Origin of the sequence: Stenotrophomonas sp. NPDC077659 (assembly GCF_050268705.1) — a bacterium.
Classification (GTDB): Bacteria; Pseudomonadota; Gammaproteobacteria; order Xanthomonadales; family Xanthomonadaceae; genus Stenotrophomonas.
On the sequence record NZ_JBNNHG010000016.1, the window covers coordinates 22,592 to 44,972 of the forward strand.

At 68.3% G+C, this 22,381-nt stretch carries 24 protein-coding genes and 1 pseudogene; 10 read left to right on the top strand and 15 right to left on the bottom strand.

All coding sequences use genetic code 11. From position 1 onward, the window contains the following. Nucleotides 1-76 precede the first annotated feature (76 nt). Complete coding sequence (locus tag ACQKDV_RS04270; RefSeq protein WP_427782547.1) at nt 77-1,594, top strand: hypothetical protein; 1,518 nt, start codon at nt 77-79, stop codon at nt 1,592-1,594. Between the two features lie 7 nt (nt 1,595-1,601). On the opposite strand, the gene ACQKDV_RS04275 is transcribed toward ACQKDV_RS04270, so the two are convergent. Both ACQKDV_RS04275 and cycA read right to left on the bottom strand, forming a co-directional pair. Further along, a complete protein-coding gene (locus ACQKDV_RS04275) occupies nt 1,602-2,366 on the bottom strand; it encodes a lytic transglycosylase domain-containing protein (protein ID WP_427782548.1) in 765 nt (254 codons plus the stop codon). Nucleotides 2,367-2,578: 212 nt separating this feature from the next. Continuing rightward, on the bottom strand, nt 2,579-3,949 hold the full coding sequence (gene cycA / locus ACQKDV_RS04280) for a D-serine/D-alanine/glycine transporter (RefSeq protein ID WP_427782549.1): 1,371 nt from the start codon (nt 3,947-3,949) through the stop codon (nt 2,579-2,581). A 229-nt stretch (nt 3,950-4,178) separates the two neighbouring features. On the opposite strand from cycA, the gene ACQKDV_RS04285 reads away from it, so the two are divergent. Continuing rightward, a complete protein-coding gene (locus ACQKDV_RS04285; RefSeq protein ID WP_427782550.1) occupies nt 4,179-5,798 on the top strand; it encodes an EAL domain-containing protein in 1,620 nt (539 codons plus the stop codon). 169 nt (nt 5,799-5,967) lie between these two features. Here ACQKDV_RS04285 and ACQKDV_RS04290 read toward each other — a convergent pair whose 3' ends face one another. Both ACQKDV_RS04290 and ACQKDV_RS04295 read right to left on the bottom strand, forming a co-directional pair. Then, nucleotides 5,968-7,152 (bottom strand): MFS transporter, encoded by a 1,185-nt coding sequence (locus ACQKDV_RS04290; RefSeq protein ID WP_427782551.1) that lies wholly within the window; start codon nt 7,150-7,152, stop codon nt 5,968-5,970. Then, the gene (locus ACQKDV_RS04295) at nt 7,149-8,327 is read right to left on the bottom strand and encodes a serine hydrolase domain-containing protein (RefSeq protein WP_427782552.1); all 1,179 of its coding nucleotides are present in this window, start codon (nt 8,325-8,327) and stop codon (nt 7,149-7,151) included. The genes ACQKDV_RS04290 and ACQKDV_RS04295 overlap by 4 nt, the downstream gene beginning before the upstream one ends. A 225-nt stretch (nt 8,328-8,552) precedes the next feature. Here ACQKDV_RS04295 and ACQKDV_RS04300 point away from each other — a divergent pair, with 225 nt between their 5' ends. Both ACQKDV_RS04300 and ACQKDV_RS04305 read left to right on the top strand, forming a co-directional pair. After that, on the top strand, nt 8,553-9,449 hold the full coding sequence (locus ACQKDV_RS04300) for a LysR family transcriptional regulator (protein WP_427782553.1): 897 nt from the start codon (nt 8,553-8,555) through the stop codon (nt 9,447-9,449). A 255-nt stretch (nt 9,450-9,704) separates the two neighbouring features. Next, nucleotides 9,705-11,349, top strand: a pseudogene (locus ACQKDV_RS04305) (ATP-binding cassette domain-containing protein). Nucleotides 11,350-11,499: 150 nt separating this feature from the next. On the opposite strand, the gene ACQKDV_RS04310 reads toward ACQKDV_RS04305, so the two are convergent. Together ACQKDV_RS04310 and ACQKDV_RS04315 are read right to left on the bottom strand one after the other, a co-directional pair. Then, nucleotides 11,500-12,825, bottom strand: a complete 1,326-nt coding sequence (locus ACQKDV_RS04310) for a GTP-binding protein (RefSeq protein ID WP_427782554.1) — start codon at nt 12,823-12,825, stop codon at nt 11,500-11,502. Nucleotides 12,826-12,928: 103 nt separating this feature from the next. Further along, nucleotides 12,929-13,213 (bottom strand): metal-sensing transcriptional repressor, encoded by a 285-nt coding sequence (locus ACQKDV_RS04315; protein WP_079220449.1) that lies wholly within the window; start codon nt 13,211-13,213, stop codon nt 12,929-12,931. Nucleotides 13,214-13,263: 50 nt separating this feature from the next. Here ACQKDV_RS04315 and dmeF point away from each other — a divergent pair, with 50 nt between their 5' ends. Next, a complete protein-coding gene (dmeF, locus tag ACQKDV_RS04320; RefSeq protein WP_427782555.1) occupies nt 13,264-14,244 on the top strand; it encodes a CDF family Co(II)/Ni(II) efflux transporter DmeF in 981 nt (326 codons plus the stop codon). A 139-nt stretch (nt 14,245-14,383) separates the two neighbouring features. Here dmeF and ACQKDV_RS04325 read toward each other — a convergent pair whose 3' ends face one another. Then, nucleotides 14,384-14,659 carry a hypothetical protein gene (locus ACQKDV_RS04325; protein WP_427782556.1) on the bottom strand — a complete coding sequence of 92 codons (276 nt, stop codon included), beginning with the start codon at nt 14,657-14,659 and terminating at the stop codon, nt 14,384-14,386. Nucleotides 14,660-14,747: 88 nt separating this feature from the next. Here ACQKDV_RS04325 and ACQKDV_RS04330 point away from each other — a divergent pair, with 88 nt between their 5' ends. The 3 genes from ACQKDV_RS04330 (at nt 14,748) to ACQKDV_RS04340 (ending at nt 16,436) form a co-directional block, all read left to right on the top strand. Continuing rightward, nucleotides 14,748-15,164: a hypothetical protein gene (locus ACQKDV_RS04330; RefSeq protein WP_427782557.1), complete on the top strand. Its 417-nt coding sequence runs from the start codon at nt 14,748-14,750 to the stop codon at nt 15,162-15,164. Nucleotides 15,165-15,230: 66 nt separating this feature from the next. Continuing rightward, nucleotides 15,231-15,554 (top strand): hypothetical protein, encoded by a 324-nt coding sequence (locus ACQKDV_RS04335; RefSeq protein WP_427782558.1) that lies wholly within the window; start codon nt 15,231-15,233, stop codon nt 15,552-15,554. A gap of 39 nt (nt 15,555-15,593) precedes the next feature. After that, nucleotides 15,594-16,436, top strand: coding sequence for a class I SAM-dependent methyltransferase (locus ACQKDV_RS04340; protein WP_427782559.1), 843 nt, complete (start codon nt 15,594-15,596; stop codon nt 16,434-16,436). Between the two features lie 15 nt (nt 16,437-16,451). Here ACQKDV_RS04340 and ACQKDV_RS04345 read toward each other — a convergent pair whose 3' ends face one another. The 3 genes from ACQKDV_RS04345 to ACQKDV_RS04355 form a co-directional block, all read right to left on the bottom strand. Further along, nucleotides 16,452-17,420: a polysaccharide deacetylase family protein gene (locus ACQKDV_RS04345; protein WP_427782560.1), complete on the bottom strand. Its 969-nt coding sequence runs from the start codon at nt 17,418-17,420 to the stop codon at nt 16,452-16,454. Nucleotides 17,421-17,501: 81 nt separating this feature from the next. Further along, complete coding sequence (locus ACQKDV_RS04350; RefSeq protein ID WP_427782561.1) at nt 17,502-18,047, bottom strand: RNA 2'-phosphotransferase; 546 nt, start codon at nt 18,045-18,047, stop codon at nt 17,502-17,504. A 51-nt stretch (nt 18,048-18,098) separates the two neighbouring features. Next, on the bottom strand, nt 18,099-18,755 hold the full coding sequence (locus ACQKDV_RS04355; protein WP_427782562.1) for a hypothetical protein: 657 nt from the start codon (nt 18,753-18,755) through the stop codon (nt 18,099-18,101). 129 nt (nt 18,756-18,884) lie between these two features. On the opposite strand from ACQKDV_RS04355, the gene ACQKDV_RS04360 reads away from it, so the two are divergent. Beyond that, on the top strand, nt 18,885-19,577 hold the full coding sequence (locus ACQKDV_RS04360) for a hypothetical protein (RefSeq protein WP_427782563.1): 693 nt from the start codon (nt 18,885-18,887) through the stop codon (nt 19,575-19,577). 4 nt (nt 19,578-19,581) lie between these two features. Here the strand turns inward: ACQKDV_RS04360 and ACQKDV_RS04365 are convergent, their stop codons facing one another. From ACQKDV_RS04365 to ACQKDV_RS04375, 3 genes are all read right to left on the bottom strand, one after another. Beyond that, nucleotides 19,582-19,752, bottom strand: a complete 171-nt coding sequence (locus ACQKDV_RS04365) for a hypothetical protein (protein ID WP_165835693.1) — start codon at nt 19,750-19,752, stop codon at nt 19,582-19,584. A gap of 23 nt (nt 19,753-19,775) precedes the next feature. After that, nucleotides 19,776-20,588, bottom strand: coding sequence for an alpha/beta fold hydrolase (locus tag ACQKDV_RS04370; protein WP_427782564.1), 813 nt, complete (start codon nt 20,586-20,588; stop codon nt 19,776-19,778). Nucleotides 20,589-20,768: 180 nt separating this feature from the next. Continuing rightward, the gene (locus ACQKDV_RS04375) at nt 20,769-21,224 is read right to left on the bottom strand and encodes a hypothetical protein (RefSeq protein WP_427782565.1); all 456 of its coding nucleotides are present in this window, start codon (nt 21,222-21,224) and stop codon (nt 20,769-20,771) included. A gap of 156 nt (nt 21,225-21,380) precedes the next feature. On the opposite strand from ACQKDV_RS04375, the gene ACQKDV_RS04380 reads away from it, so the two are divergent. Next, nucleotides 21,381-21,788 (top strand): XVIPCD domain-containing protein, encoded by a 408-nt coding sequence (locus tag ACQKDV_RS04380; protein ID WP_427782566.1) that lies wholly within the window; start codon nt 21,381-21,383, stop codon nt 21,786-21,788. Between the two features lie 12 nt (nt 21,789-21,800). On the opposite strand, the gene ACQKDV_RS04385 is transcribed toward ACQKDV_RS04380, so the two are convergent. Together ACQKDV_RS04385 and ACQKDV_RS04390 are read right to left on the bottom strand one after the other, a co-directional pair. Next, the gene (locus ACQKDV_RS04385; protein WP_427782567.1) at nt 21,801-22,046 is read right to left on the bottom strand and encodes a hypothetical protein; all 246 of its coding nucleotides are present in this window, start codon (nt 22,044-22,046) and stop codon (nt 21,801-21,803) included. A gap of 22 nt (nt 22,047-22,068) precedes the next feature. After that, nucleotides 22,069-22,381, bottom strand: a 313-nt coding sequence (locus ACQKDV_RS04390) for an integrase core domain-containing protein (RefSeq protein WP_427782568.1), incomplete at its 5' end; no start/stop codon positions are given.

A 22,381-nucleotide genomic window follows, 5' to 3' on the forward strand; every position in this document is an offset into this window, starting at 1 on the left:
CCTTGGCACCGGTGCTTGTTCCCGCGCACGTTTGCGGGTTCAATCCGGCGTGTTCCCATGGATGGACCTGCTCATCATGCATCGTATCTGCACCCTGTCCGCCGCCCTGTTGCTGGCCATGCTGGCCACCGCACCGGCATGGGCCGCATCGGCGCCGCCGCCGACCGAAGGCCCCTCAGGCGTTGCCCGATCCGACTACGAAACCGCTTGGCAATCGGCCATCTCCACCGCTGCCAGCGGCAACCTGCTGGGCGCAATGATCGAGGTCGAGCGGTTGATGGATGACCCGCGCTTTGAACGATTGACCGCGGCCCAGCAGTCCGAAAGCGCGCAGTTGGCCGGGACCGTGGCACGGATGCAGGGCGAGCCCGTCCTGGCCCGCCGCTATCTGGACCGCAGCCGGGCCGCCCAGCCGGACAATGCCCAGACCCTGCTGGAACTGATGTATCTGGAACTGGCGGACGACCATCAGGACCAGGCCATCGATCTGCTGATCCAGGCCTGCACCCATTCACGCACCCCGGTGGAGGTGGATGAAGACACGGCAGGTTTCCTGGACCAGACCCTGCGCGAACAGCCACCGCGGCGGCTGGCGTTGCTGCAGGCGCTGTTCGACAACGGCTGGAAGGGCGACGGCCCCGAACCCTCCCGCTTCTGGCTGACCCTGGCCCGGTTGCAGGTCGATCATGGCCAGGGCAGCAGGGTGCCGGCCACGCTGGCCCGCATCGACACGCCGCTGGAAGTGATCACGCTGCGCAGCGACAAGCGCTTCGATCGCTACGTCGATCGCAGCTCGGCACGCTTCGATGCGGAAGCCTCGGCGCGCCGCGAACGGGATGTGCTGCGGTTGGCGGGCCTGCTCGACAGCAGCATCGATGCGGAGCTGGCCGCGTTCTCCTTCGCGCAACTGCTGGCCGGCGAAAACGAGCAGATCGTACAGTTCACCGATGCGCTGGCGCAGAGTGTGGACCAGGGCGACCGCCCCTCGCCCGCCGAAGCCAAGTGGGTGGCGTGGCTGCTGCAGCATCGCATGATGGCCCTGCGCCGCCTGGACCGCATGGACGAGTCACTGACCGCTGCGCGGATGGCCCAGATGATCGGCACGCTCACCTCCGACAGCGTCACGCACACCATGACCCTGGCCTCGATGCTCTCGGTCACCGGTCACGCGCAGCAGGCACAGGCGCTGCTTGCCGACCTGGAAGGGCTTCTGCCCTACGGCGAGGCGCTGCGCGCCTACCTGCAGTTCACGACGGCGCTGGACAGCGCGGACACGGCCGCCGCTGAGCAGGCACGGGCGAAGATCATCAGCCTGCGTGATGAGGCGCCGCTGTTCTACCGCGAAATGCTTACCGATGAGGGTGACCTGGACGGCGCGGCCGCTGTCCTCATCGCACAGTTGGAATCGCCCGAAGAACGCGGTGAGACCCTGCTCAGCCTGCAGGACCTGCGCGTGTATCCCTCGCTGCCGGTCGATGCATCCAGCGACCGGCACTGGCGAGCGCTGAAACAGCGTGACGACGTGCGCGCGGCGATCGCGCGGGTCGGCCGCATCGAACAGTACCCGTTGTTCAGCCCCGAAACCTCGCGCTGACGCCGCACTACTTCGCCGGCACTTCGGCGCCCACGCCCAGTGCTTGCCGATAACGGGCGTACAGGGCCATCACCTTGTCCACATAGGCCAGGGTTTCGGCATACGGCGGCACGCCCCGGTAACGGGTGACCGCGCCGATGCCGGCGTTGTAGGCCGCCGCTGCCAACGCGCGGTCGCCGTTGTAGCGACGCAACAGCGCGCGCATGTAGCGGGCGCCGCCGTCGATGGACTGCTGCGGCGAAAACGGATCACGCACACCCCATTCCTGCGCGGTATCGGGCATCAGCTGCATCACCCCCTGCGCGCCCTTGCTCGACACCGCCTGTGGATCGAAGTTGCTTTCGGCATGGGCAATCGCGCGCAGCCAGGCGTCATCCACGCCCGTTGCCTTGGCCGCCGCCTTGAACTGCCTGGCGTGCTGGGCCAGCTGTGGCGTGCCGACCTTGCCCAGCCCCTCGTGGGCCGGTTCGCCCGGCGGGGTGGCCACGGTGAACTTCAGGAACACCCGTGAACCGGGCAGGTTACGGGTGGAATAGACCAGCACGCCGTCCTGCTCGCGTTCGTACAGCACGCCAATGAACACCCCCATGTTGCCCCACAGGTTGGGGGTCTGGATGGCGTTGTCGTCGATTTCCTTCGGCGTACAGCGCGAGCCCGGCTCCGGGGCGGTGGCCAGGCTGACCGTGTTGCCCTGCACGCAGCGGTACACCGTGCGGGCGCTGCTCAGGCCCGGCAGCAGCAACAACGCAGCGATGACGAGGCGGAGGATCATGGCGGCCGGATGATCCAGCCGCGTCTGCTAAAACCGGGTGAATGGGCGGGGTGGACCTGCCGGGGGCCCGGTCGCGAACGGGTAGAGTCGACCGTTGGTCGACTGCTCTGCGGCCAGATCGCGAAATCCCCGCGCTTCGCGCGCGATAGTCGACCAACGGTCGACTCTACCGACCATCCAGATCGCGCGCGTTGGTCGACCAACGGTCGACGCTACCGGCGCCGGCTGCGCAGCCAATACCCCGCGCCCAGCAGCACGAACCAGGCCGGGCTGGCCACCAGCGCCTGGCGGGTGTCGGCCTGCAGGCTCAGCAGCACCAGCACCCCGGCAAAGAACAGCAGGCAGGCCCAGCACATCGCGATGCCACCGGGCATCTTGAAGATCGATGCGGCGTGTCGCTCGGGGTAGCGGCGGCGGTAGACCATGTAGGCGACCAGGATCAGCGACCAGACGAAGATGAACAGCACCGTGGCCAGCGTCGTCACCAGGGTGAAGGCGGTCACCAGGTTGGGGATCAGGTAGATCAACAAGGTGCCACCCAGCAGGCACAGGCAGGAGAACAGCAGGCCTCGTGCCGGTACCGCTGCGCGCGACAGGCGCGACAGCCCGCGCGGTGCATGGCCTTCTTCGGCCAGGCCGTACAGCATGCGGCTGGTGGAAAAGATGCCGCTGTTGGCCGAGGACGTGGCCGAGGTCAGCACCACGAAGTTGATCAGGCTGGCGGCGGCCGGAATGCCTGCCAGCACGAACAACTGCACGAACGGGCTCTTGTCCGGCACCACCTGCCGCCACGGCGTCACCGCCATGATCGCCACCAGGGCCAGCACGTAGAAGATGATGATGCGCACCGGGATCGAATTGATCGCCTTGGGCAGGTTGCGCTCCGGGTCGGCGGTTTCAGCGGCGGTAGTGCCCACCAGCTCGATGCCGACGAAGGCGAACACCGCAATCTGGAAGCCCGCGAAGAAACCCATCAGGCCCATCGGGAACAGGCCGCCGTCGTTCCACAGGTTGGACAGCGAAGCGGCATGGCCGCTGGGCGAAGTGAAGCCCCAGGCCACCAGCCCCGCGCCGGTGATGATCAGCGCGCAGATGGCCACGATCTTGATCAGCGCGAACCAGAATTCCATCTCGCCGAACAGCTTCACCGTCACCAGGTTCAGGCCCAGCAGCAGCATCACGCACAGCAGCGCCGGTATCCAGGCCTGCAGTTCGGGAAACCAGAACTGCGCATACGCGGCGATGGCGATGACATCGGCGATGGCAGTGACGATCCAGCAGAACCAATAGGTCCAACCGCAGAAGAATCCAGCCCAGGGCCCGAGCAGATCGGTGGAAAAGTCGATGAAGGATTTGTACTGCAGGTTGGACAGCAGCAGCTCGCCCATCGCGCGCATCACGAAGAACAGCATCGCGCCGATGATGAGGTAGACCAAGACGATGGACGGACCGGCCAGGCTGATGGTCTTGCCCGAGCCCATGAACAGGCCGGTGCCGATGGCACCGCCGATGGCGATCAGTTGCAGGTGGCGGTTGGACAGGCTGCGGCGCAGGTGTTCGGGGGGCGTGGCGGGCTCGGTCATGGGCCTGGAAGGGGGGGCGGGTGAAGTTCCCGACGGTAGTCCTCTGCGGGGCCGAGCGCCAGCGCCAGGGTTGGTAGACACGTCAATCCAGATCGCTTTCACCCCAGGATGGCGTCTGCTGCGCCCGTGCCCATTTCCCCACGGGCCCGCAGCATGCTCAGATAGCGCATCCGACCAAGGACCGGCCCGCCATGCGCAGCGCCCTGCCCCGTCTCCTGGAAGCCCGGCCATGAGCCGTCTGAGCGTCATCATCACCGCAACCCTGCTGGCCCTCCTCGCCGCCATCGTGCCGATCGCGGTGATGGTCTACGCCACCTGGGACCGCGCCGTCCGCCTGGAACAGCAGCGCCTGCATGAGATCGCCGAGCGTGCGTTGCGCCGTGCCGACGTCTCCTACCAGGAGTCGCTGGCCGTGCTCAGGTCGGCCGCAGCATCGCGCCTTCCCGCCTGCAGCGCCGAGCACGTGCGGCGCATGCAGACCCTGGTGATGACCACCCCCTCGGTCGACCAGATGGGCTACTTCGAGGGCGGCAAGCTGCGCTGCACCTCTTGGGGTACGTTCGAGGGCGATGTCGACCAGCCCATCCCGGACCACGTCACCAGCGATGGTGCCAGCATCAAAGTGGGGGTGCGCCCCCAGGCCACCAACCAGCGCAAGGTACTGTCCATCCAGTACGGCGCCTACGACACTCTGGTCGACCCGCGCCGCTTCGTCGATGTCATCGCCGACCCGCAGGTACGCCTGGCCCTGGCCAGCCCCGATGGCCGCCTACTGTCCAGCCAGAGCGGCATCGACCCGGCCCTGCTGATGCAGCTGCTGCGCCAACCGGGCGACGGCCTGGACAACACCACCCTGTACGCCACCGCCCGCAACGACGAATGGCTGGCCATCGCCACCGGGCCGCGCACCGCTCTGGCTGCCACGTTCCGCCAGCAGGCCTGGCTGTTCGTGCCGCTGGGCCTGCTGCTGGCCGCCGCCGGTGCCGGCCTGGTCATCTGGCTGTCGCGGCGCCGGCTGTCGCTGCGGGGCGAGCTGGCCATCGCCATCCGCCGCCGCGAACTGTACCTGCACTACCAGCCCATCATCGAGCTGGACACCGGCATCTGCGTCGGCGCCGAAGCGCTGGTGCGCTGGCAGCGCCCCGACGGCACCCAGGTGCGGCCGGACATCTTCGTGCCGCTGGCGGAAGAACATGGCCTGATCACCGCACTGACCGACCTGGTGATCGAGAACGTCGTGGCCGACATGCGGGAACTGCTGGTGGGGGACCGCAGCGCGCACATCGCCATCAATCTCGATGCCGGTGACATCATCAGTGGCCGTGCGTTGAAGTCGATCACCCAGCGCATGGCCGGCAGTGGCATCCTGCCGCAGCAGATCTGGCTGGAAGCCACCGAACGCGGCTTCCTCGATGCCGACCGCGCGCGCACCATGCTGGCCGCAGCGCGGCGCGCCGGCCACAGCATTGCCATCGACGATTTCGGCGTGGGGTATTCCAGCCTGCAGTACCTGGAACAGCTGCCGCTGGATGCCCTGAAGATCGACAAGTCATTCGTCGATGCCATCGGCACCGAAAGCGCGACCAGCCCGGTCACGCCGCACATCATCGACATGGCCAAGGAGCTGGGCCTGTGGGTGGTGGCCGAAGGTGTGGAAACCGAACCGCAGCTGGCCTACCTGCACAGCCAGCAGGTGCAGTTCGGCCAGGGCTGGCTGTTCTCACGGCCATTGCCGCGCGATGAATTCATCGCCTTCCACCGCCAGCGACAGCAGCGTTACGGCGCCGCGCGGGAGGACATGCAGAACCCGCGCAGCGTGCCGGTCGAGCAGGCCCCAACAGAAGAATGACAGCCAACGGCGGAGCCCCTCGTGGTGGGCCGGTGTCAATCCGCGGGTCGGCCGGGCGGGTAGGCTGCGCAGGGGACGCCGTGAATCCATCCCGGTAGACCCACGCCATGCGTGGATGGCACCGCCAAGGTAGTGCCGGCCGCTGGCCGGCATCCACACCCAACCGCAGCTACGCCCACGCCTTCGGCCTCGCCCACAAACACGCCGCGCACACCGCCAGCAGCAGCAACGGCAACCACGCCAGCTGCCCCGCGCCTGCCGACTGCAGCACCACGCCGCCGGCCACGCCACCGGCGGCAATCGCCAGATTCCAGCCAGTCACCAGCATCGACTGCGCCAGATCGGCTGCAGACCCCGCACGCCGGGCCACTGCGGCCTGGAACAACGTAGGCACCGCACCAAACGCCACGCCCCACAGCACGCTGGCCAGCAGCAGCACCTGCGGCGCGCCCGGCCACACCAGCAGCGCCACCACCGCCAGCAGGAAGCCGGCCACCGCGGCCCACACCAGCGCGCGCAGATGGCGGTCCACACCCCAGCCTGCAATGCCGATGCCCGCAATGGCGGCCACGCCAAAGACCAGCAGCACACGGTCCAGCCAGTGTTGTGCGTTGGCCACCATCGCCAGCGGTTCGATGTAGGTGTACAGCACGTTGTGCGCCAGCACGTACAGCGCCATCACCAGCAGCGCGCTGCGCACCCCGGGCAGGTGCCAGACGCTTCGCAGCGGCGTGCGCTGGCCGCCACCGGCCGCCGGCAGCGAGGGAACTGCCAGGCGTATCCATGCCAGCAGCAGCATCGCAAGCAAAGCCATCACGCCGAACGCCCAGCGCCAGCCGATCTGCTGTCCCAGCAGCGTGCCTGCGGGCACGCCCAGCGACAGCGCCAACGGCGAGCCCACCATCGCCACCGCAATCGCCCGCCCCTGCAGTTCCGGCACCACCAGGCGCGCGGCATAACCGGCCACCAGCGACCACAGCAGCCCCGCACCGACGCCGGCCAGGAAACGCACCACCAGCAGCAGGGTGTAGTCGCTGGTCAGCGCAGTCAGCGCATTGGCGACCACGAAGCCAGCAATCGCTACCAGCAGGAGCGGTCGTCGCGGCAGCCGCTGGGTCAGCGCGGTCATCGGCAGCGCGGCCAGCAACGAGCCCAGCGCATACACGCTCACCAACTGGCCCACCGCCGCATCGCTCACGCCCAGGCTCTGCCCCATCGGCCGCAGCACACCGGCCGGCAGGGTCTCGGTGAGGAGCGTGATGAAGCTGCCGCCGGCCAAAGCCAGCAGGCCATTCCACGGCAGCCGTGTAGCCTCGCCCGCAGGCGACGACGCATCGATGGCATGGCCGCTCATCGCGCCGCCGCCAGATCGCGATACACCGCATCGCGCAGCGCATCGACGAAGGCACCGTGCATGCCCTCGTAAAGCGTGTTGGTGAGGGCCACCACACTGAGGGCACGCGCCGGGTCGACAAACCAGCTGTGGCCGTAGGCACCGCCCCAGCGCCAGGTGCCCACCGCCTGCGGCGTCCCCGCTGCGGCCGCATCACGCAGCACCGCAAAGCCCAGGCCGAAGCCCCAGCCCGGCGGATCGGCCGGCCCCTGTTCGCCGGCCTGCAGGCGGCCCATTTCTGCGGCCAGTGCGGGCGGCAGCAGGGCGGACACCTGCACGTCCCGCAGCGCTTCGAGCACAGTCATCACCTCATCGGCCGTGCCGATCAGGCCAGCACCGGCCGAGGCATAGCGGCGCGCATCGGTCGCTCGCGCCAGGCTGTATTCGATGCCCACGGTGCCATCGAAGGGCGCGACGATCTCGCCTTCCTGCAGCCGGTGCGGCTGCGGCGCATCGCTCACATAGGGCGTGGCCACGCGCGCGGCCTGCGTCGTGCTGAAGCCGGTATCGCGCAGGCCCAGCGGCTGCGCCAGCAGCGCATCGAACAGCTGCTGCAGCGTCTGCCCGCTCGCCGCTTCGGCCACCGCACCGGCCACATCCACGCCCAGCGAATACAGCCACTGGCTGCCCGGCGCGAACAGCAGCGGCACCTGGCCGATGCGCTGCACGTTGTCCTGCAGGCTCACCGGGTTCGCATCCATGCCATCGCTGACACCGGCACGCGCATACGGCCCGTGCGCATCGGCTTCCAGGAAGCGGTAGCCCAGGCCGCTGGTATGGCTCAGCAGCTGCCGCAGGCTGATCGGCGGCACGCTGCCATCGGCCAGCGCCGGGCGGAACATCGGCAGCCAGCGCTGCACCGGCGCATCCAGATCGAGCACGCCATCGGCCACCAGGCGCAGGATGACCGTGGTCAGCAGCGGCTTGCTCACCGATGCCAGCCGGAACAACTGGTCGCGCTGCATCGGCGCACCCGCCTCGCGGTCGGCCAGGCCAGTGGCGCTGGCATGGCGCAGCACACCGTGTTCGCGCACCAGTACCACCGCGCCTACCAAGTGCTGCGGGTGGGCCTGCTGCAGCACGCGGGCTACATCGGGCAGGGTGGGCGTGGGTGCATCGGCGGAAAGAGCATTCATTGGGCAATCCTCGGGGGGAGGGTCGCCACCTTAGGCAGCCGGCGCCGGGGCAAAAAGCGGGGCAGCGCTCCGCACTTCGTGGACACACCGGTCCGCAATGGCCGTTCGCCACGGACTGTAGGGGCCGGCTGGCGGGACCAGCAAGGTGAACCGCAGTGTTGCAGCGGCCGCCTCGCCAGCCACGTCATCTGGCCCTACCCTGCGTTTTTGCTGCCGCGCCGCCCCATGTCCGTCCTCGACAACCTCGCCAACCTGCAGACCTTCGTGCATGCCGCCGATACCCGCAGCTTCGTCGAAACCGGCCGCCTGCAGGGCATCTCCGCCTCGGCCGCCGGCAAATGCGTGGCACGGCTGGAACACGCGCTGGGCGTGCGCCTGTTCCATCGCAGCACGCGCAGCATCACCCTCACTGCCGAGGGCCAGCTGTTGCTGGCGCGCTGCCGCCGCATCCTCGCCGAGCGCGATGCCGCCCGCACCGAACTGGCCCAGCCGCACGCCGCCCCCAGCGGCACGCTGCGCATCAGCCTGCCACTGGTGGGTGACCTGACCCTGCCGCTGCTGGCCGATTTCATGGCCGCCTACCCGGACATCCGCCTCGATCTGGATTTCAGCGACCGCCTGGTCGATGTCATCGAAGAAGGCTTCGATGCCGTGCTGCGCGTGGGCGAACCCAGCGATTCGCGCATGAACGCCCGCCGCCTGGGCGTGTTCCCGCGGCGCATCGTTGCCTCCCCGGCCTACCTGCAGCGGCGTGGTATCCCCAGAGTCCCGGCCGACCTGCTGCAGCACACGCTGCTGCACTACCGGTTCCCCAGCAGCGGCAAGCTGGAGCCCTGGCCCATCCAGTGGCCGGACGTGCAGGTGCACGAGCTGCCGGTGCACATGGTCGCCAATACCATCGAAGCGCGGGTGGCACTGGCCCTGCGCGACATCGGCCTGGCCTTCGTGCCGGTGCATTCAGTACGCGATGCCATCGCCGATGGCCGCCTGGTCACCGTGCTCGATGAGCACGTGCATTCCTGCGGCACCTTCCACCTGCTGTGGCCCTCCGGCCGCCACGTGCTGCCCAAGCTGCGGGTGTTCATCGATTTCATCAGCGCGCGCCTGGATACCGTCCCCTGACCCATGGATCCACGCCATGCGTGGATGAACCATCACCTTGGTTGCCGGCCAGCGGCCGGCACTACCCTCCGCGACGCCATGCGTGGATGTCGCGCCCACCACCGCATCCCTTCATCCACCAACGCTATACTGCCCGCTCATTCCCCCAAGAGGCCCGTGTCCAATGCGCCAGTGATGCCGCCGTCTTTCCACCAGACGGCCCGACTCTTCCCGCCCCTGTGCGCAGGGGAGAACCAGGCATCCCACAGAGGTCGCATGACCACGCATTCCCTCGCGCTCGATCGCGTTTCCCATCGGTTGGCCGATGGCCGATCGCTGTTTTCCGAACTGTCGTTTTCCTTTGAACCCGTGGCCACCGGCCTGGTCGGTGCCAATGGTGCCGGCAAGAGCGTGCTCGCGCGCCTGCTGGCCGGGCGACTGACGCCCGACAGCGGCCAGGTGCGCAGCAGCGGCCGCGTATTCCTGCTGCCTGCACCCGGCACCCCCTCCGCGTGGCACCGTCGGCGAACTGGCCGGCGTCGGCGACGAACTGGCAGCGCTGGCGCGCATCGAAGCCGGCAGCATCGACGAAGCGGACTTCGCCTGCGTCGGCGACCGCTGGGATCTGCGCGAGCGCCTGCAACAGCAATGGCAGGCACTGCGCCTGCCAGAGGATCTCGATCCCACACAGCCGGCCGCACGCCTCAGTGGTGGCCAGGCCATGCGTGTGGCGCTGTCCGGTGCATGGGCCAGCGGTGCCGATTGGCTCATCCTCGACGAGCCCAGCAACCACCTCGATGCACGCAGCCGCCAGCAGTTGTACCAGCAGCTGCAGCAGTGGCCAGGCGGGCTGCTGGTGATCAGCCACGACCGCGATCTGCTGTCCGCCATGCAGCAGATCGTGGAGCTGGATGCGCGCGGACTGCATCGTTACGGCGGACCGTGGCAGCACTATGCCGACGCACGCGCCGCCGAACGCCAGGCCGCTGCCAACCAGCTCGACCACGCCCGCGCGCAGCACCGACAGCAGCAGCGCAACGCGCGCGAACAGCACGAGCGCCAGCAGCAGCGACAGGCGCGTGGCAACCGCGATGCCAGGCAGGCCAACCAGGCCCCGATCCTGCTGGGCGGGCAGAAGCAGCGTGCGCAGGCCACCCAGGGCCGCGCCCAGCAGATCCAGGCTGACCGCCTGCAGGCCAGCGCGCAGCAGCTGCGCAGTGCGGCGGCCGCCGTGCGGGTGACGCCCGAACTCGCGCTGTTTGCCAGCGATGGTGAGCGAGGCAGCGCACGCCTGCTGCAGGCACACGATCTGGTGTTGCCACACGGCTGCAGCACACCGCTGCAGCTGGATATCCGTCGCGGCCAGCGCATCGCCGTGGTCGGCGACAATGGCACAGGCAAATCCACCCTGCTGCGCGTACTGGCGGGCCAGCTGCAGGCGCGTGCGGGCGAGGTACAGCGGCATGTGCCGCTGGCGCTGCTGGACCAGCAGCTGCTGGCGCTGGCCGGCGAGCGCAGCATTCTCGACACCGTGCAGGCCGCCAACCCCACCGCCGACCCGGCTGAGCTGCGCACACGCCTGGCCCTGCTCGGGCTGGATGCACAGCGCATCCAGCGGCCCGCCAGCAGCCTCAGCGACGGCGAACGGGTGAAGGGCGCACTGGCCAGCGTGCTCTACGCGCACCCGGCACCGCAGTTGTTGCTGCTGGACGAGCCCGGCAATGCGCTGGACCTGAGCGCGCTGCAGGCGCTGGAAGCACTGCTGGGCGCGTGGGAAGGTGGTCTGGTGATGGTCAGCCATGACACCCATCTGCTGCGTGCATTGCGGCCGACACAGGTGCTGCAGGTGAGTGCTGACGGTTGGCAGTGGCGCGATTCACCCTCGGGGTCAGATCCCTTTTGCGACGCAAAAGGGTTCTGACCCAGGCCCGATGACCGCGCCATCCACGCATGGCGTGGATCTACTGGTTGAGGTGGGTCCCGCCATCCACGCATGGCGTGGATCTACTGGTCGAGCCGCGCGATACACGGGCGCGCAGTAGAGCCACGCCACGCGTGGATGCTTCTGCCTTCAACGCTTCCACACGGGAAACGCCTGCGGCAACTGCTGCCACAGCAACGGCCCCGCCCGCAGCTCGCTGTTGTTGAGCAGGCACGCATCCAGCGTCGCGCGCACCGCACGCTCGTCCATGTGCACGCCGATCACCACCAGTTCCTGCCGGCGATCGCCCCACACCGGGTGCCAGATCCGCGCCATCGCCTCATGCGCCTCACCATCCGGGAACTCCTCCACCCCCGGCAGCGGTGCACTCCAGCAGTCGGCCTGCTGCCGCGCCCAGCCCAGATCGCTGTACGGCAGCGGCGTCGGCGGCAGCAGCGGCGTGGTGTCCTCATCGCCGGCGCGCACGCGCTCGCGCGCGGCGTACCAGAAGCCGGCCGCCTGGGTACGCGTCGCGGCCCCCACGCTGCTCAGTTCGCCCACCCAGTCCATGCGGTTGGCCAGCCAGAACCAGCCCTTGCTGCGTATCACGCCGGGCATGCCCTGCTGCAGCGCGCGGGCAAATCGCCCCGGGTGGAACGGTCGGCGCGAGCGATAGACGAAGCTGCCGATGCCGTATTCCTCGGTTTCCGGCGTGTGTTCGCCACGCAGCTCCTTCACCCAGCCCGGCGCCTGCTGCGCGCGTTCAAAATCAAAGCGGCCGGTATCCAGCAGCTCGCGCAGGGGCACGTCGCCAAACGATGACAGCAGCAGCTTCGCATCGCGGTTCAACCCACGCAGCACCGCCAGCGTGTCCTGCAGCACGTCCTCGTTGGCCTGGTCGGCCTTGCTCACCACGATCACATCGGCAAATTCCACCTGCTCGCACAGCAGGTCGACCACGCCGCGGTCATCGTCCGGGCCGGCCTGCTGTCCGCGCTCGGCCAGGCGCAGGGTCGAACCGAAATCGGCCAGGAACGCGCTGCCGTCGACCACGGTCACCATGGTGTCCAACCGCGCGATGTCGCTCAGGCTGAAGCCCTGCTCGTCACGCACCGCGAAGGTCGCCGCCACCGGCATGGGTTCACCGATCCCGGTGGATTCGATCAGCAGGTAGTCATAGCGCCCGGCGTCGGCCAGCCGGCGCACCTCCTGCAGCAGATCATCGCGCAGCGTGCAGCAGATGCAGCCGTTGCTGAACTCCACCAGGGTCTCTTCGGTGCGGCGCAGCGCGGCACCACCGTCGCGCAGCAGCTGCGCATCGATGTTGACCTCGCTCATGTCGTTGACGATGACCGCCACACGCAGGCCCTCGCGGTTGCGCAGGATCTGGTTGAGCAGGGTGGTCTTGCCGGCGCCGAGGAAGCCGGACAGCACAGTGACCGGCAAGCGGCGGTCGGCGCGGAAAGCAGGGTTCATGCGGGGCGAAGGGCTTCGGATGGAAATGTTACTATATAACATTCTGCGGTCGCGACGCAGCGGCGGGGATGCCGGCCAGCGGCCGGCACTACCACCGCCCGGGTTACTTGCCGTAACGGCGCAGCAGCTCCACCAGCACCTCGGCCTCGGCAGCCCGCTGCTGCGGGTCCTCGGCAGCCACCACATGCTCCTGCAGGTGCTCGTGCAGCAGCTCCATCAGCAGGCTGTGGGCTGCGCCGCGCACGGCGGCCACCTGCACCAGCACGTCCGCGCAATCCCCCGCTGCGCCCTCGGGGCGGTCCAGCGCCTGTTCCAATGCCGCCACCTGGCCGCCGATGCGGCGTACCCGGGTCAGCAGCTGTTTCCGGTTCTTGTGTACATGTGCCATGGGCATATCGTATACCCTACGGGGGTATCCTTCCACTCATGAATGCCCCCATGCACCTGGACGCCCTCGCCGCCTCGCGCCGCCACGACCACCGTTTCGACGACGGCAATCCGCTGGCCGAACGCAATACCCGCCGCGCCATGTGGCTCACCGTCAGCATGATGTTCATCGAGATCTTCGGTGGCTGGTGGTTCAACTCAATGGCGGTGCTGGCCGATGGCTGGCACATGAGTTCGCACGCACTGGCGCTCGGCCTTTCGGTGTTCGCCTACCGCTGCGCCCGGCGCTATGCGCGCGACCCGCGCTTTGCCTTCGGCACCTGGAAGATCGAGATCCTGGCCGGTTACACCAGCGCCATCGCGCTGCTCGGCGTGGCCGCGCTGATGGCTGTGCAGTCGCTGCAACGGCTGTGGGTGCCCGCACCCATCCACTATGACGAAGCCATCCTCATCGCCGTGGTCGGCCTGGGCGTGAACCTGCTGTGCGCCTGGTGGCTGCACGACAGCCCGGGCCACGCCCACCACCATCACGGCCATGAGCATGGCCATGGGCATGGACACGACCATGACCACGACCACCACGACCACGGTCATTCCCATGGCCACGACCTCAATCTGCGCTCGGCCTACATGCACGTGCTGGCCGACGCTGCCACCTCGGTGCTGGCCATCGTCGCCCTGCTGGGCGGCAAGCTGTGGGGTGCCGCCTGGCTGGACCCGGTGATGGGCCTGGTTGGTGCGGTGCTGGTGACGGTGTGGGCGGTCGGCCTGCTGCGTGACAGTGGCCGCGTGCTGCTGGATGCGCAGATGGATGCACCGGTGGTGGCCGAGGTCCGCGAAGTGATCGAACAGGGCCCGTGGCCGGCGCGCCTGGCCGATCTGCACGTGTGGCAGGTGGGCCGCGGCAAGTACGCGGTGGCCGCCAGCGTGGTCACCAGCGATGCCGCACTGGATGCCGACCAGCTGCGCCAGGCCCTGGCCGTGCACGAGGAACTGGTGCACGTGACGCTGGAGATTCACCGAACGGCGTGATGCGGCTGCTCCGGCTTTTGTAGAGTCGAGCTTGCTCGACTGCTCCTGCCCGAAGCCGAAGCAGTCGAGCATGGCTCGACTCTACAAAACCAAAAGCCCAGGCAGCCGAGCATGGGCTCGGCGCTACAACCGCGGTCGCCTACAGCTTCAACAGCATCCCGAACAGATAAAGCTTCAACGGCAGCGCGCTCAACACCGCGCCGCCGATGCCCAGCCACGCGTAGCGCTCATCGCGCGCCCGCGCCGCCACGGCCAGTCCCAGCCCCACCACCGCCGAGGCCAGCGCCCCCACGCTCAGCCCGGCGGCCGGTGCGCTGCCACCCGACGCCAGCGCCGCCAGCCAGCCTGCGCCCCACCCGGCCAGCAGCCCCAGCCAGCTTGCCAGCCCGCACCACGGTGCTTTGCCCTGTGCCATTCCGACTCCCCGGTTCTTGCCGAATTTCTGTACGGGCCATGCCCGCGTGCGTCCTACACTAGCCGCACCTGCCCCATCGGGACATCCCATGCACGCGCTGCGCCTGCTGTTGCCCGGTGTCCTTCTGCTGCTGGCGGCCTGTTCCGGCGGCCCCCATCTGCCGTTCTCCTCCGATCCCCTGCAGGGCTGCTTCGCCACCAGCGCGCGCAAGCCGGCCGAGTTCCGCATCGACAAGGAAGGCGGCCAGTACGTCGTCTCCTTTGAACGTGACGGCCGTTGGCAGCGCGAACCCAATGCGCTTACCCAGGCCAGCCGCAGCGACATCGCCCGCTACTTCCGCGACGATGCCGACCAGATCGACAGCGCGCTCATCCGCAGCGCCGGCGGCTTCGGCCTGTTTCACACCAAGGCAGGCGCTTCGTTGAAGGCCAAGGCCGGCGACAGCGACTACATGGCCCTGCTGCTGATCGGCGCCGGGCCGGTGTATGCGGTGAAGTGCGAGTGATCTGCAAGTTTTCTCATTGCTTGGCGCCACCGCTGACCCGAGGCTGGCCACTTTTGGGGCCTCGCCATGCTGCTGTCGCTGCTGCTTGCCGTTGTGCCGGTCACCACCATCGGTGCCTATGACGAAGTCCAACAGACCGACGATGGACGCACGCTGGTGCTACGCACCATCGACTGGGAAACAGAGGACGGGGAGCGCACCCGGGTAACCGTGCACTGGCTGCTGCTGGACGACGGCAGCATGATGTATGAGTACGCGCGGCAACCGCCGGCCACCCAGGCCGTGCATCGCCGGGCCTGTGCGCTGGCAGGGGGCACGCCCTCCACCGGCGTCAGTTTCCTGGCCGGCCCGGGCACCACGCACGGCTTCGGCTGCACCGGCCTGCCCTAGCGGGTACCATGCCTTCCCCGCCCAGCCCCGGTACCCGCCGTGCCCCATTACACCGGCCCCCTGCTCACCCGCGACAGCGCCGACGCCCTGCGCCGCGCGCACGACAAGGGCGCAACCGACTGGCAAGGCTCGCTCGACCTGGGCCGCAGCGAGGAAGCGGTCACGCTGGACGCCGAGGGCTTCAGCGTCCGCAGCCAGCACTACCCTTGGCCGGGCAAGCTGAAGGACCGCACGCTGTATTACTGGGACGGCGAGGACTTCGCACCGATCTCGCGCTACAGCGGCTCGCTCATCAAGCTGGTGCCTACCGAATGGGGCGCACCCACCTTCGAGATCGATGGCATCAAGATGCTGCCGACCTCCAAGCTGTCACCCTTCGAGGACGCGCGCCGCAAGGTCGAGCTGGTCGCCCCGGCCGGCAAGTCCATCCTCGATACCTGTGGCGGCCTGGGCTACTTCGCTGCCTGCGCGCTGGAAGCGGGTGTCGGCCAGATCCGTTCCTTTGAAAAGAATGCGGACGTGATGTGGCTGCGTACGCTCAACCCGTGGTCGCCCGACCCGGACTCGGCGGCCGCCGGTGGCAGGCTGCACTTCGGCCAGGGCGATGTCTCCCAGCAGATCGAACAGGTGCCCAGCAACAGCGTCGATGCCATCCTGCACGACCCGCCGCGCTTCGGCATTGCCGGCGAACTGTACTCGCAGGCGTTCTACGATCATCTGGCCCGCGTCATCCGTAAGGGCGGCCGCCTGTTCCACTACACCGGCGCGCCGAACAAGCTGACCAGCGGCCGCGACGTACCGCGCGAAGTAGCCAAGCGGCTGGAAAAGGCCGGCTTCAAGGCCGAGCTGGCGCTGGACGGCGTGCTGGCCGTCAAGCGCTGACGCACACGCGCTGGCCTACTCGTAATCCACCTTGGCCAGCGTCTTCACCCACTGCGGCACTTCCGGCTCCTTACCGTAGTATTCCTTCGGCTTCTTTTCGGCCATCGCCCAACGGTGCAGCCAGCTGGGGCCATAGCGCCCGTCATAGCCCTCGGTACCACGCGCATACGCCGGGTCGCGCACTGCCTCCTCCAGCGAAACGAAGCGGTAGCCGCGCCGCTTGGTCGCGGCCACCAGCTCGGCGAAGGTCGCTGCATTCAGCTCGTTGGCATGCATCAGCCACACCTGCGGCAGCGCGTAGCCCAGCAACGCCTGCGACTGCTGTTCGTAGTAGTCCAGCTTGTTCAGCATGTACGGCACATAGCCCTTGCGCAGGCGCGCCAGCGTCACATCGCGTTCGGGTGAATCCGGCTGCTCGTTCATCACGTTGGCGTAAGCGAAGGCCCACACCCACTCGCCGTTGTCGACGGTCACCGGCGCAATGCGGTAGCCGTGTTCGGCGAAGAACGCGTCCATCACCGCGCGATCCTGCGGCGTGCGGCCGGCGCGCAGGTACGGGTGGCGCATCCACTGCGGCACCTGGCCACGCTCAGCCAGCAGCGGCTTCAGCACTTCTTCGCCGCGCAGGAAATCCTGCTGGAAGGCGGGCACGCCCTTGGCGTTCAGGTCCATGTGCGACCAGGTGTGGTTGCCCAGCTCATAGCCGGCATCGCGCCAGTCGCGCAGCATCTGCACGCGCGCCGGCTGCACCACGCCGTCCACTTCCAGCTTGTTGCCGTTGACGAAGCCGACCACCGGCACACCGGCCTGGTGCAGCTGCGCCAGCAGCGCCTCGTGGCGCGCCTGCAGGTCGGCCGGCACGATTTCGTCCAGGCGCGCCCACGGCAGGTCATCGATGGTCACCGCAATACGGCGGTCCACTTCACCCGCCTGCGCCACCAGCGAGAGCAGCAGCAGCGGCACGGCACGCAGCAACGAACGCATCGGCAGATCCTTGTTCCGGCAGGAACGGCCACTCTACCTGCCCGTGGCCCGATGCAGCCAGCCGCCTCGACCGGCGCCGCTTCAACCCGCGATGTAGCGCGGCGGCACGTGCGCGGTCAGCCACACACCGTTGGCCGACTGGTAGAAGCTGAGGCCATCAGCATGCATGCGCCCCGCATCCACGCTGAGGATCACCGGCGTGCCGCGGCGCGAGCCGACCTGGAAGGCGGTGGCGCGGTCCGGCGACAAGTGCACATGCTGGCGCTCACCCGGGCGCAGGCCCTCGCTGGCAATCGCTTCGAGGAAACGCGGCACGGTGCCGTGGTACAGCCACGGCGGCGGCTCCAGCACCGTCAGGCCGAGGTCCACCGCGATCGAGTGGCCCTGGCTGGCGCGGATACGCTGGCCATCGTCGCTGATCGCAAAGCGCTGCTTGTCGTTGTCACGCACCAGCTGCTGCAGCGCATCGCGGTCCAGCCGCACGCCATGCGCGGGCAACCTCGCCAGCAGGTCATCGATGTCGGCCCATCCCTGTGCATCCAGCGGCAGGCCGATCTTCTGCGGTTCATGCCGCAGCACCAGGCTCAGGAACTTGCTGGCCCGTACGAATGAAATGTCCTTTTCCATCGGCATAGCGTGACGTACGCGGGCCACTTACGCCAGCGCCCACGCACGAGCTCACTCCGGCGCAGGCATCGGCAGCGCGCGCCACAGCCACACGCCAATCACCGTCGCGGCCAGCAGCACGCCACACAGCACGATGGCCAGTGCATCCGGCGCCTGCGGTACCAGCAGGCCGGCATCGGACAGCATCTGCGGCAGCGTGCGGTGCGCCGGCAACATCGCCGCCGCTTCCCGCGCCATTGGCTCGGCCATGCACACCGTCGGCAACGCACTGACCAGCCCCGCCCATACCTGCTCGTACAGGCGCAGCAGCAACACGGCCAGCGCACTCGCCAGCAGATGCAGGCCCAGCAGCCCCCAGACGCTGCGCCGATACAGGCCCCGCACCTGCTGCAGCCAATGCAGGCTGACCACCACCGTGCCCAGCAGCGAGCACAGCAGTGCACTCACCACGACCCAGCACACCGGCTGCCAGTCATCCAGCGCACCGGCGCGGGCCAGCAGATGTTCGGCCGCCTGCATGCGCGCCATCGGGTCGCCGCCACCGCAGGACAGCAGCAGCGGCAGTTCGATGGGCTCCAGCAGCAGGTCCAGGCGGTGGTGGAAGTAGCCCACCGCCAGCGCCACCGATGCCAGCGCCAGGCCGTGCAGCAAGAACAGCATCAGTCCCGCGCCAAAGAAGCGCCGAAGGCGGGCGGTCGTGGGCGTCATGCAGTGCATCCCGGCAAAGGTTGCGCATCCTAGCGATGTCACGCCGCGCTGTCGGCAGGCAGATGCGACACCGCCGGGTGGATGCGCGATCATGTGCAGCCCATCGGAACGCGCACAGGAGTGCCGCCAGTGCTGGAGCTGTACCTGTTCGTGCACCTTGCCCTGCCACTGCTGGTAGCTGCAGGCGTCGGCTGGCTGGTCGCCCGCGTCATCAACACGCGCCTTTCGCGTCTACCGCCGCGCGACGTGCCGCTGCCCGAATACAGCCTGTTGCCCAGCCCTGCGGCGCAGCGGCGCTACCGACGCCTGCGCAAGCGCCGCCCCAACCTGCGCAGCATCAAGCTGCAACCAACGATTCCACGCAGCTGGGTCGCCATGGCCGCCGTGGTGCTTATCGGCAGCGTCGTAGCCTGCACGCTGCTGATGCCCAACGGCGCGCGGTTCCAGGTGATGGTGGAGAGCCTGCTCGGCTACCCGTCCACCGTCGTGGAGGTGCAGATACCCGAAGCACGCCAGCAGGCGCTGCTGCAGGCCTGGGCACCGGTGCTGCAGCAGACCGCTCGGCCGATCGTCATGCGCTACCGCGTGGTGCGCACGGCGGGCATGACCGAGGTACGCGACGTGCTGCCGGTGCAGGTGCGTCGGCGCGGAGCAGTGCTGCAGATCGCTACCGCCCAGCCGCTGGACGCAGGCGCACTACGCCAAGCCCTGCAGGACTGCATGCCGCTGCCACCGGCGACGATCAGCCTGCACGAACGCCACGTGGCGCCCTGGCGCGAAGCCGGTTGGCAAGCGCTGGCACCAGCGCACGCGGCTGAGTGATGGCTCAGCCGCGCGGCAGTTTCGCCGCCCACATGTTGTCGACCAGGTTCGGGTAGCGCCGCCCGTTCTCCTCCGCGCGTTGCCGCGCGGCGGCCTTCTGCGCATCCGACAGGGGCTGCTTCTTCTGCCCCTTCGGGTTGGGCTTCTTCCACGGGGGCGTGCGTACGGTGGCCATGGCGGCAGTATGCCCGTGCCGGCTTACTTCTTCAGGAAGTTCAGCAGCGCCAGGTTGAAGTCATCGGCGTGGCTGGTGTTGCAGCCATGCGGCGCGCCCTTCAGCGTCACCACCTCGCTGCCCGACACCGCGCGATGGGTGCGCTCGCCCGAGCCCTCAAACGGCACGATGGCATCGCTGTCGCCATGCAGCACCAGGGTCGGCACGCTCACCTTCTTCAGGTCAGCGCGGAAGTCCGTCGTGGCGAAGGCCTTCATGCAGCCCAGCGCGGCGGTCTGGTCGGACTGGTGGCACAGCGCGATCGCCGCTTGGCGCTCGTCCTCGGTCACCATCAGCTTGCCGTTGGCGCTGAAAAAATCGCGGGTGAAGCCATCGAAGAACGCTTCGCGATCCTTTTCCAGGCCACCGCGCATCTCGTCGGCCTTGTCCTGGGTCAGCGGGCCTTCGGGGTTGTCCAGGCTCTGCAGCAGGTACGGCGGCACCGCGGCGGCGAACACCACGCTGTGCAGGCGGCCCTCGCCGTGGTTGGCCACGTAGCGCGCCACCTCGCCACCGCCCATCGAGAAACCAACCAGGGTGACGTCCTTCAGATCGCGCTCTTCGATCACCGCGGCCAGATCGGCGGCCAGGGTGTCGTAGTCATAGCCGGACGACGGCTTTTCCGAGCGGCCGAACCCGCGTCGGTCGTAGCTGATCACGCGGTAACCGGCATCACGCAGGATCGGCACCTGGGCCTTCCATGCTTCGGCCGACAGCGGCCAGCCATGAATGAGGATGACCGGGCGGCCGGTACCGCCGGTGTCTTCAACGTGCAGACGGATGGAAGGGGCAGTCATGGCAGCTCCTGTGGGGAAGGAGGCACCTATCCTGGGCAGGCCCACCGATAGCCGCCGTGAGGGAATCGGCCCCGGCCGTGACACCGCGTGCACGGGCGGCGCGGAGGTTGCCCTTGGTAGATGCCAACCTTGGTTGGCATGGCGCGCCAGAGACCGTTTCGTGCCAACCAAGGTTGGCACCTACCAGGAACGGCTTACCCGGGTCAGCATCCAGCAGCCATACCGGTGCGCGAAGGTGTACTGCTCGGCCTGCGCATCATCGCCCAGGCGCACCTGTTGCCCCCCGTCGGCGAGCGGCGTAATGGCTGGCGTCGCACGCAGCGTGGTCGCACGCAGCCGCCTGAAGCGGCGAGGGCCCGCCTCCCGGTTTAGTTCGGTTACGGCCTCGCCTTCGCCACTGGCGCCATACGCCGGCGCCTCGTATTCCAGCGGATCGCTCGTGTAGCGCACGCGCACGCGGTCATCGGCCAGATCAGTGAAATAGCGCAGGAACCGCGCGAAATCCCGCGAAGGACAACTCGGATCGGCATCGCCCACCGGCGGGCCTTGCGCCGCGTCCTGAGCCGCCACGCCCTGGCTGCAGGCCATCAGCAACGTCGCCAGCCAAGGTGCCAGCGTCCTGCCCTTCTGTTTCATCCCCATTCCCCCAATCCGCCTTCGTCCATTCATGGTCACTACGGACGCCATCCCCTGCGTCCCCCGCCCTACAGGCTAGCAACAAAGGCATTTCCGGCGCAGCCGCCGCCCGTTCTACACTTGGGGCCCCCACGCGTGGCCGCACGGAGCACAGCGATGACCCCTGACCATCCCGAATACAGCCTCCACCAGCAGATCCGCCAGGGCGTGGCGGCGCTGGACGAGAAGCACGGCCGTGCCTTCGACACGACCAGCGAGAACATGACCGCCAGCCTCACCGTGAAGGCGCGCGAACAGGGCCTGGAACGTGCCGACCACGTGGTGGTCAGCAACGCCACCGCGCAGCATCCGGCCGGCCACAACATCTTCGTGGTGCAGGGCGACCCGGCCAATCCGGCCCACCTGCGCGCGATGCTGCCCACCGCCGAAGCCGCACAGACCCCGGCCGAGCAGTCGCTGCAGAAGCTGGGCATCGCCCCGCAGCAGCCGGCCATGGGCCTGCAGCCGGAACAGCAGGCGCGCGAGCAGGAACAGCAGCAGAACCCCGCGCACCGCCTGGGCTGATCGTGCGGGCCGCTACACCATGCGCGGCCCGGACTGCTCCTGTACCTGGCGGTGCTGCTGCTCTTCCTGGGTACGCACCTGCGCCGCCTGCGTGAGCTGTTCGGCACGTTCGAACGAAGTGTCCGCCGGCGTCTGCGCCGCCACCGCGGTGGCCATGCTGGCACGCAGGTGCGCGGGGTCGTTGCGCTCGCTGGCGGCATCCGGCGTGCGGCCGGCCTCTGCATCCAGCCGGGCCACGCCCTGGTTGATCCGGTGCATGTCAAGGTAGTTGTCGCCTGTTTCATGCGGCTATTTGAGTTTTGGTCGCAGCCGTCACGATGCTGTCTTTCTCCGGATTCAGGGCAACCGCTTCGATCCGCTCCCAGTTCCGGGTCGGGCCGCTCCAGCGTGATGGATGGGCCTGGCGGGCCTGCTGATACAGCACATGGCGTGCCTGGAGGATGGCCACGTCCTGGCCGGCATGTCGTTGCGCTGGGCTGACGTAACCGATGCCACTATGGCGATGATCGTGGTTGTACCAATGCACGAAGATGGCCGTCCAGTGGCGCGCCGCCTCCAGGTCGGCAAAGCCCTTGTTCGGGAACTCGGGACGA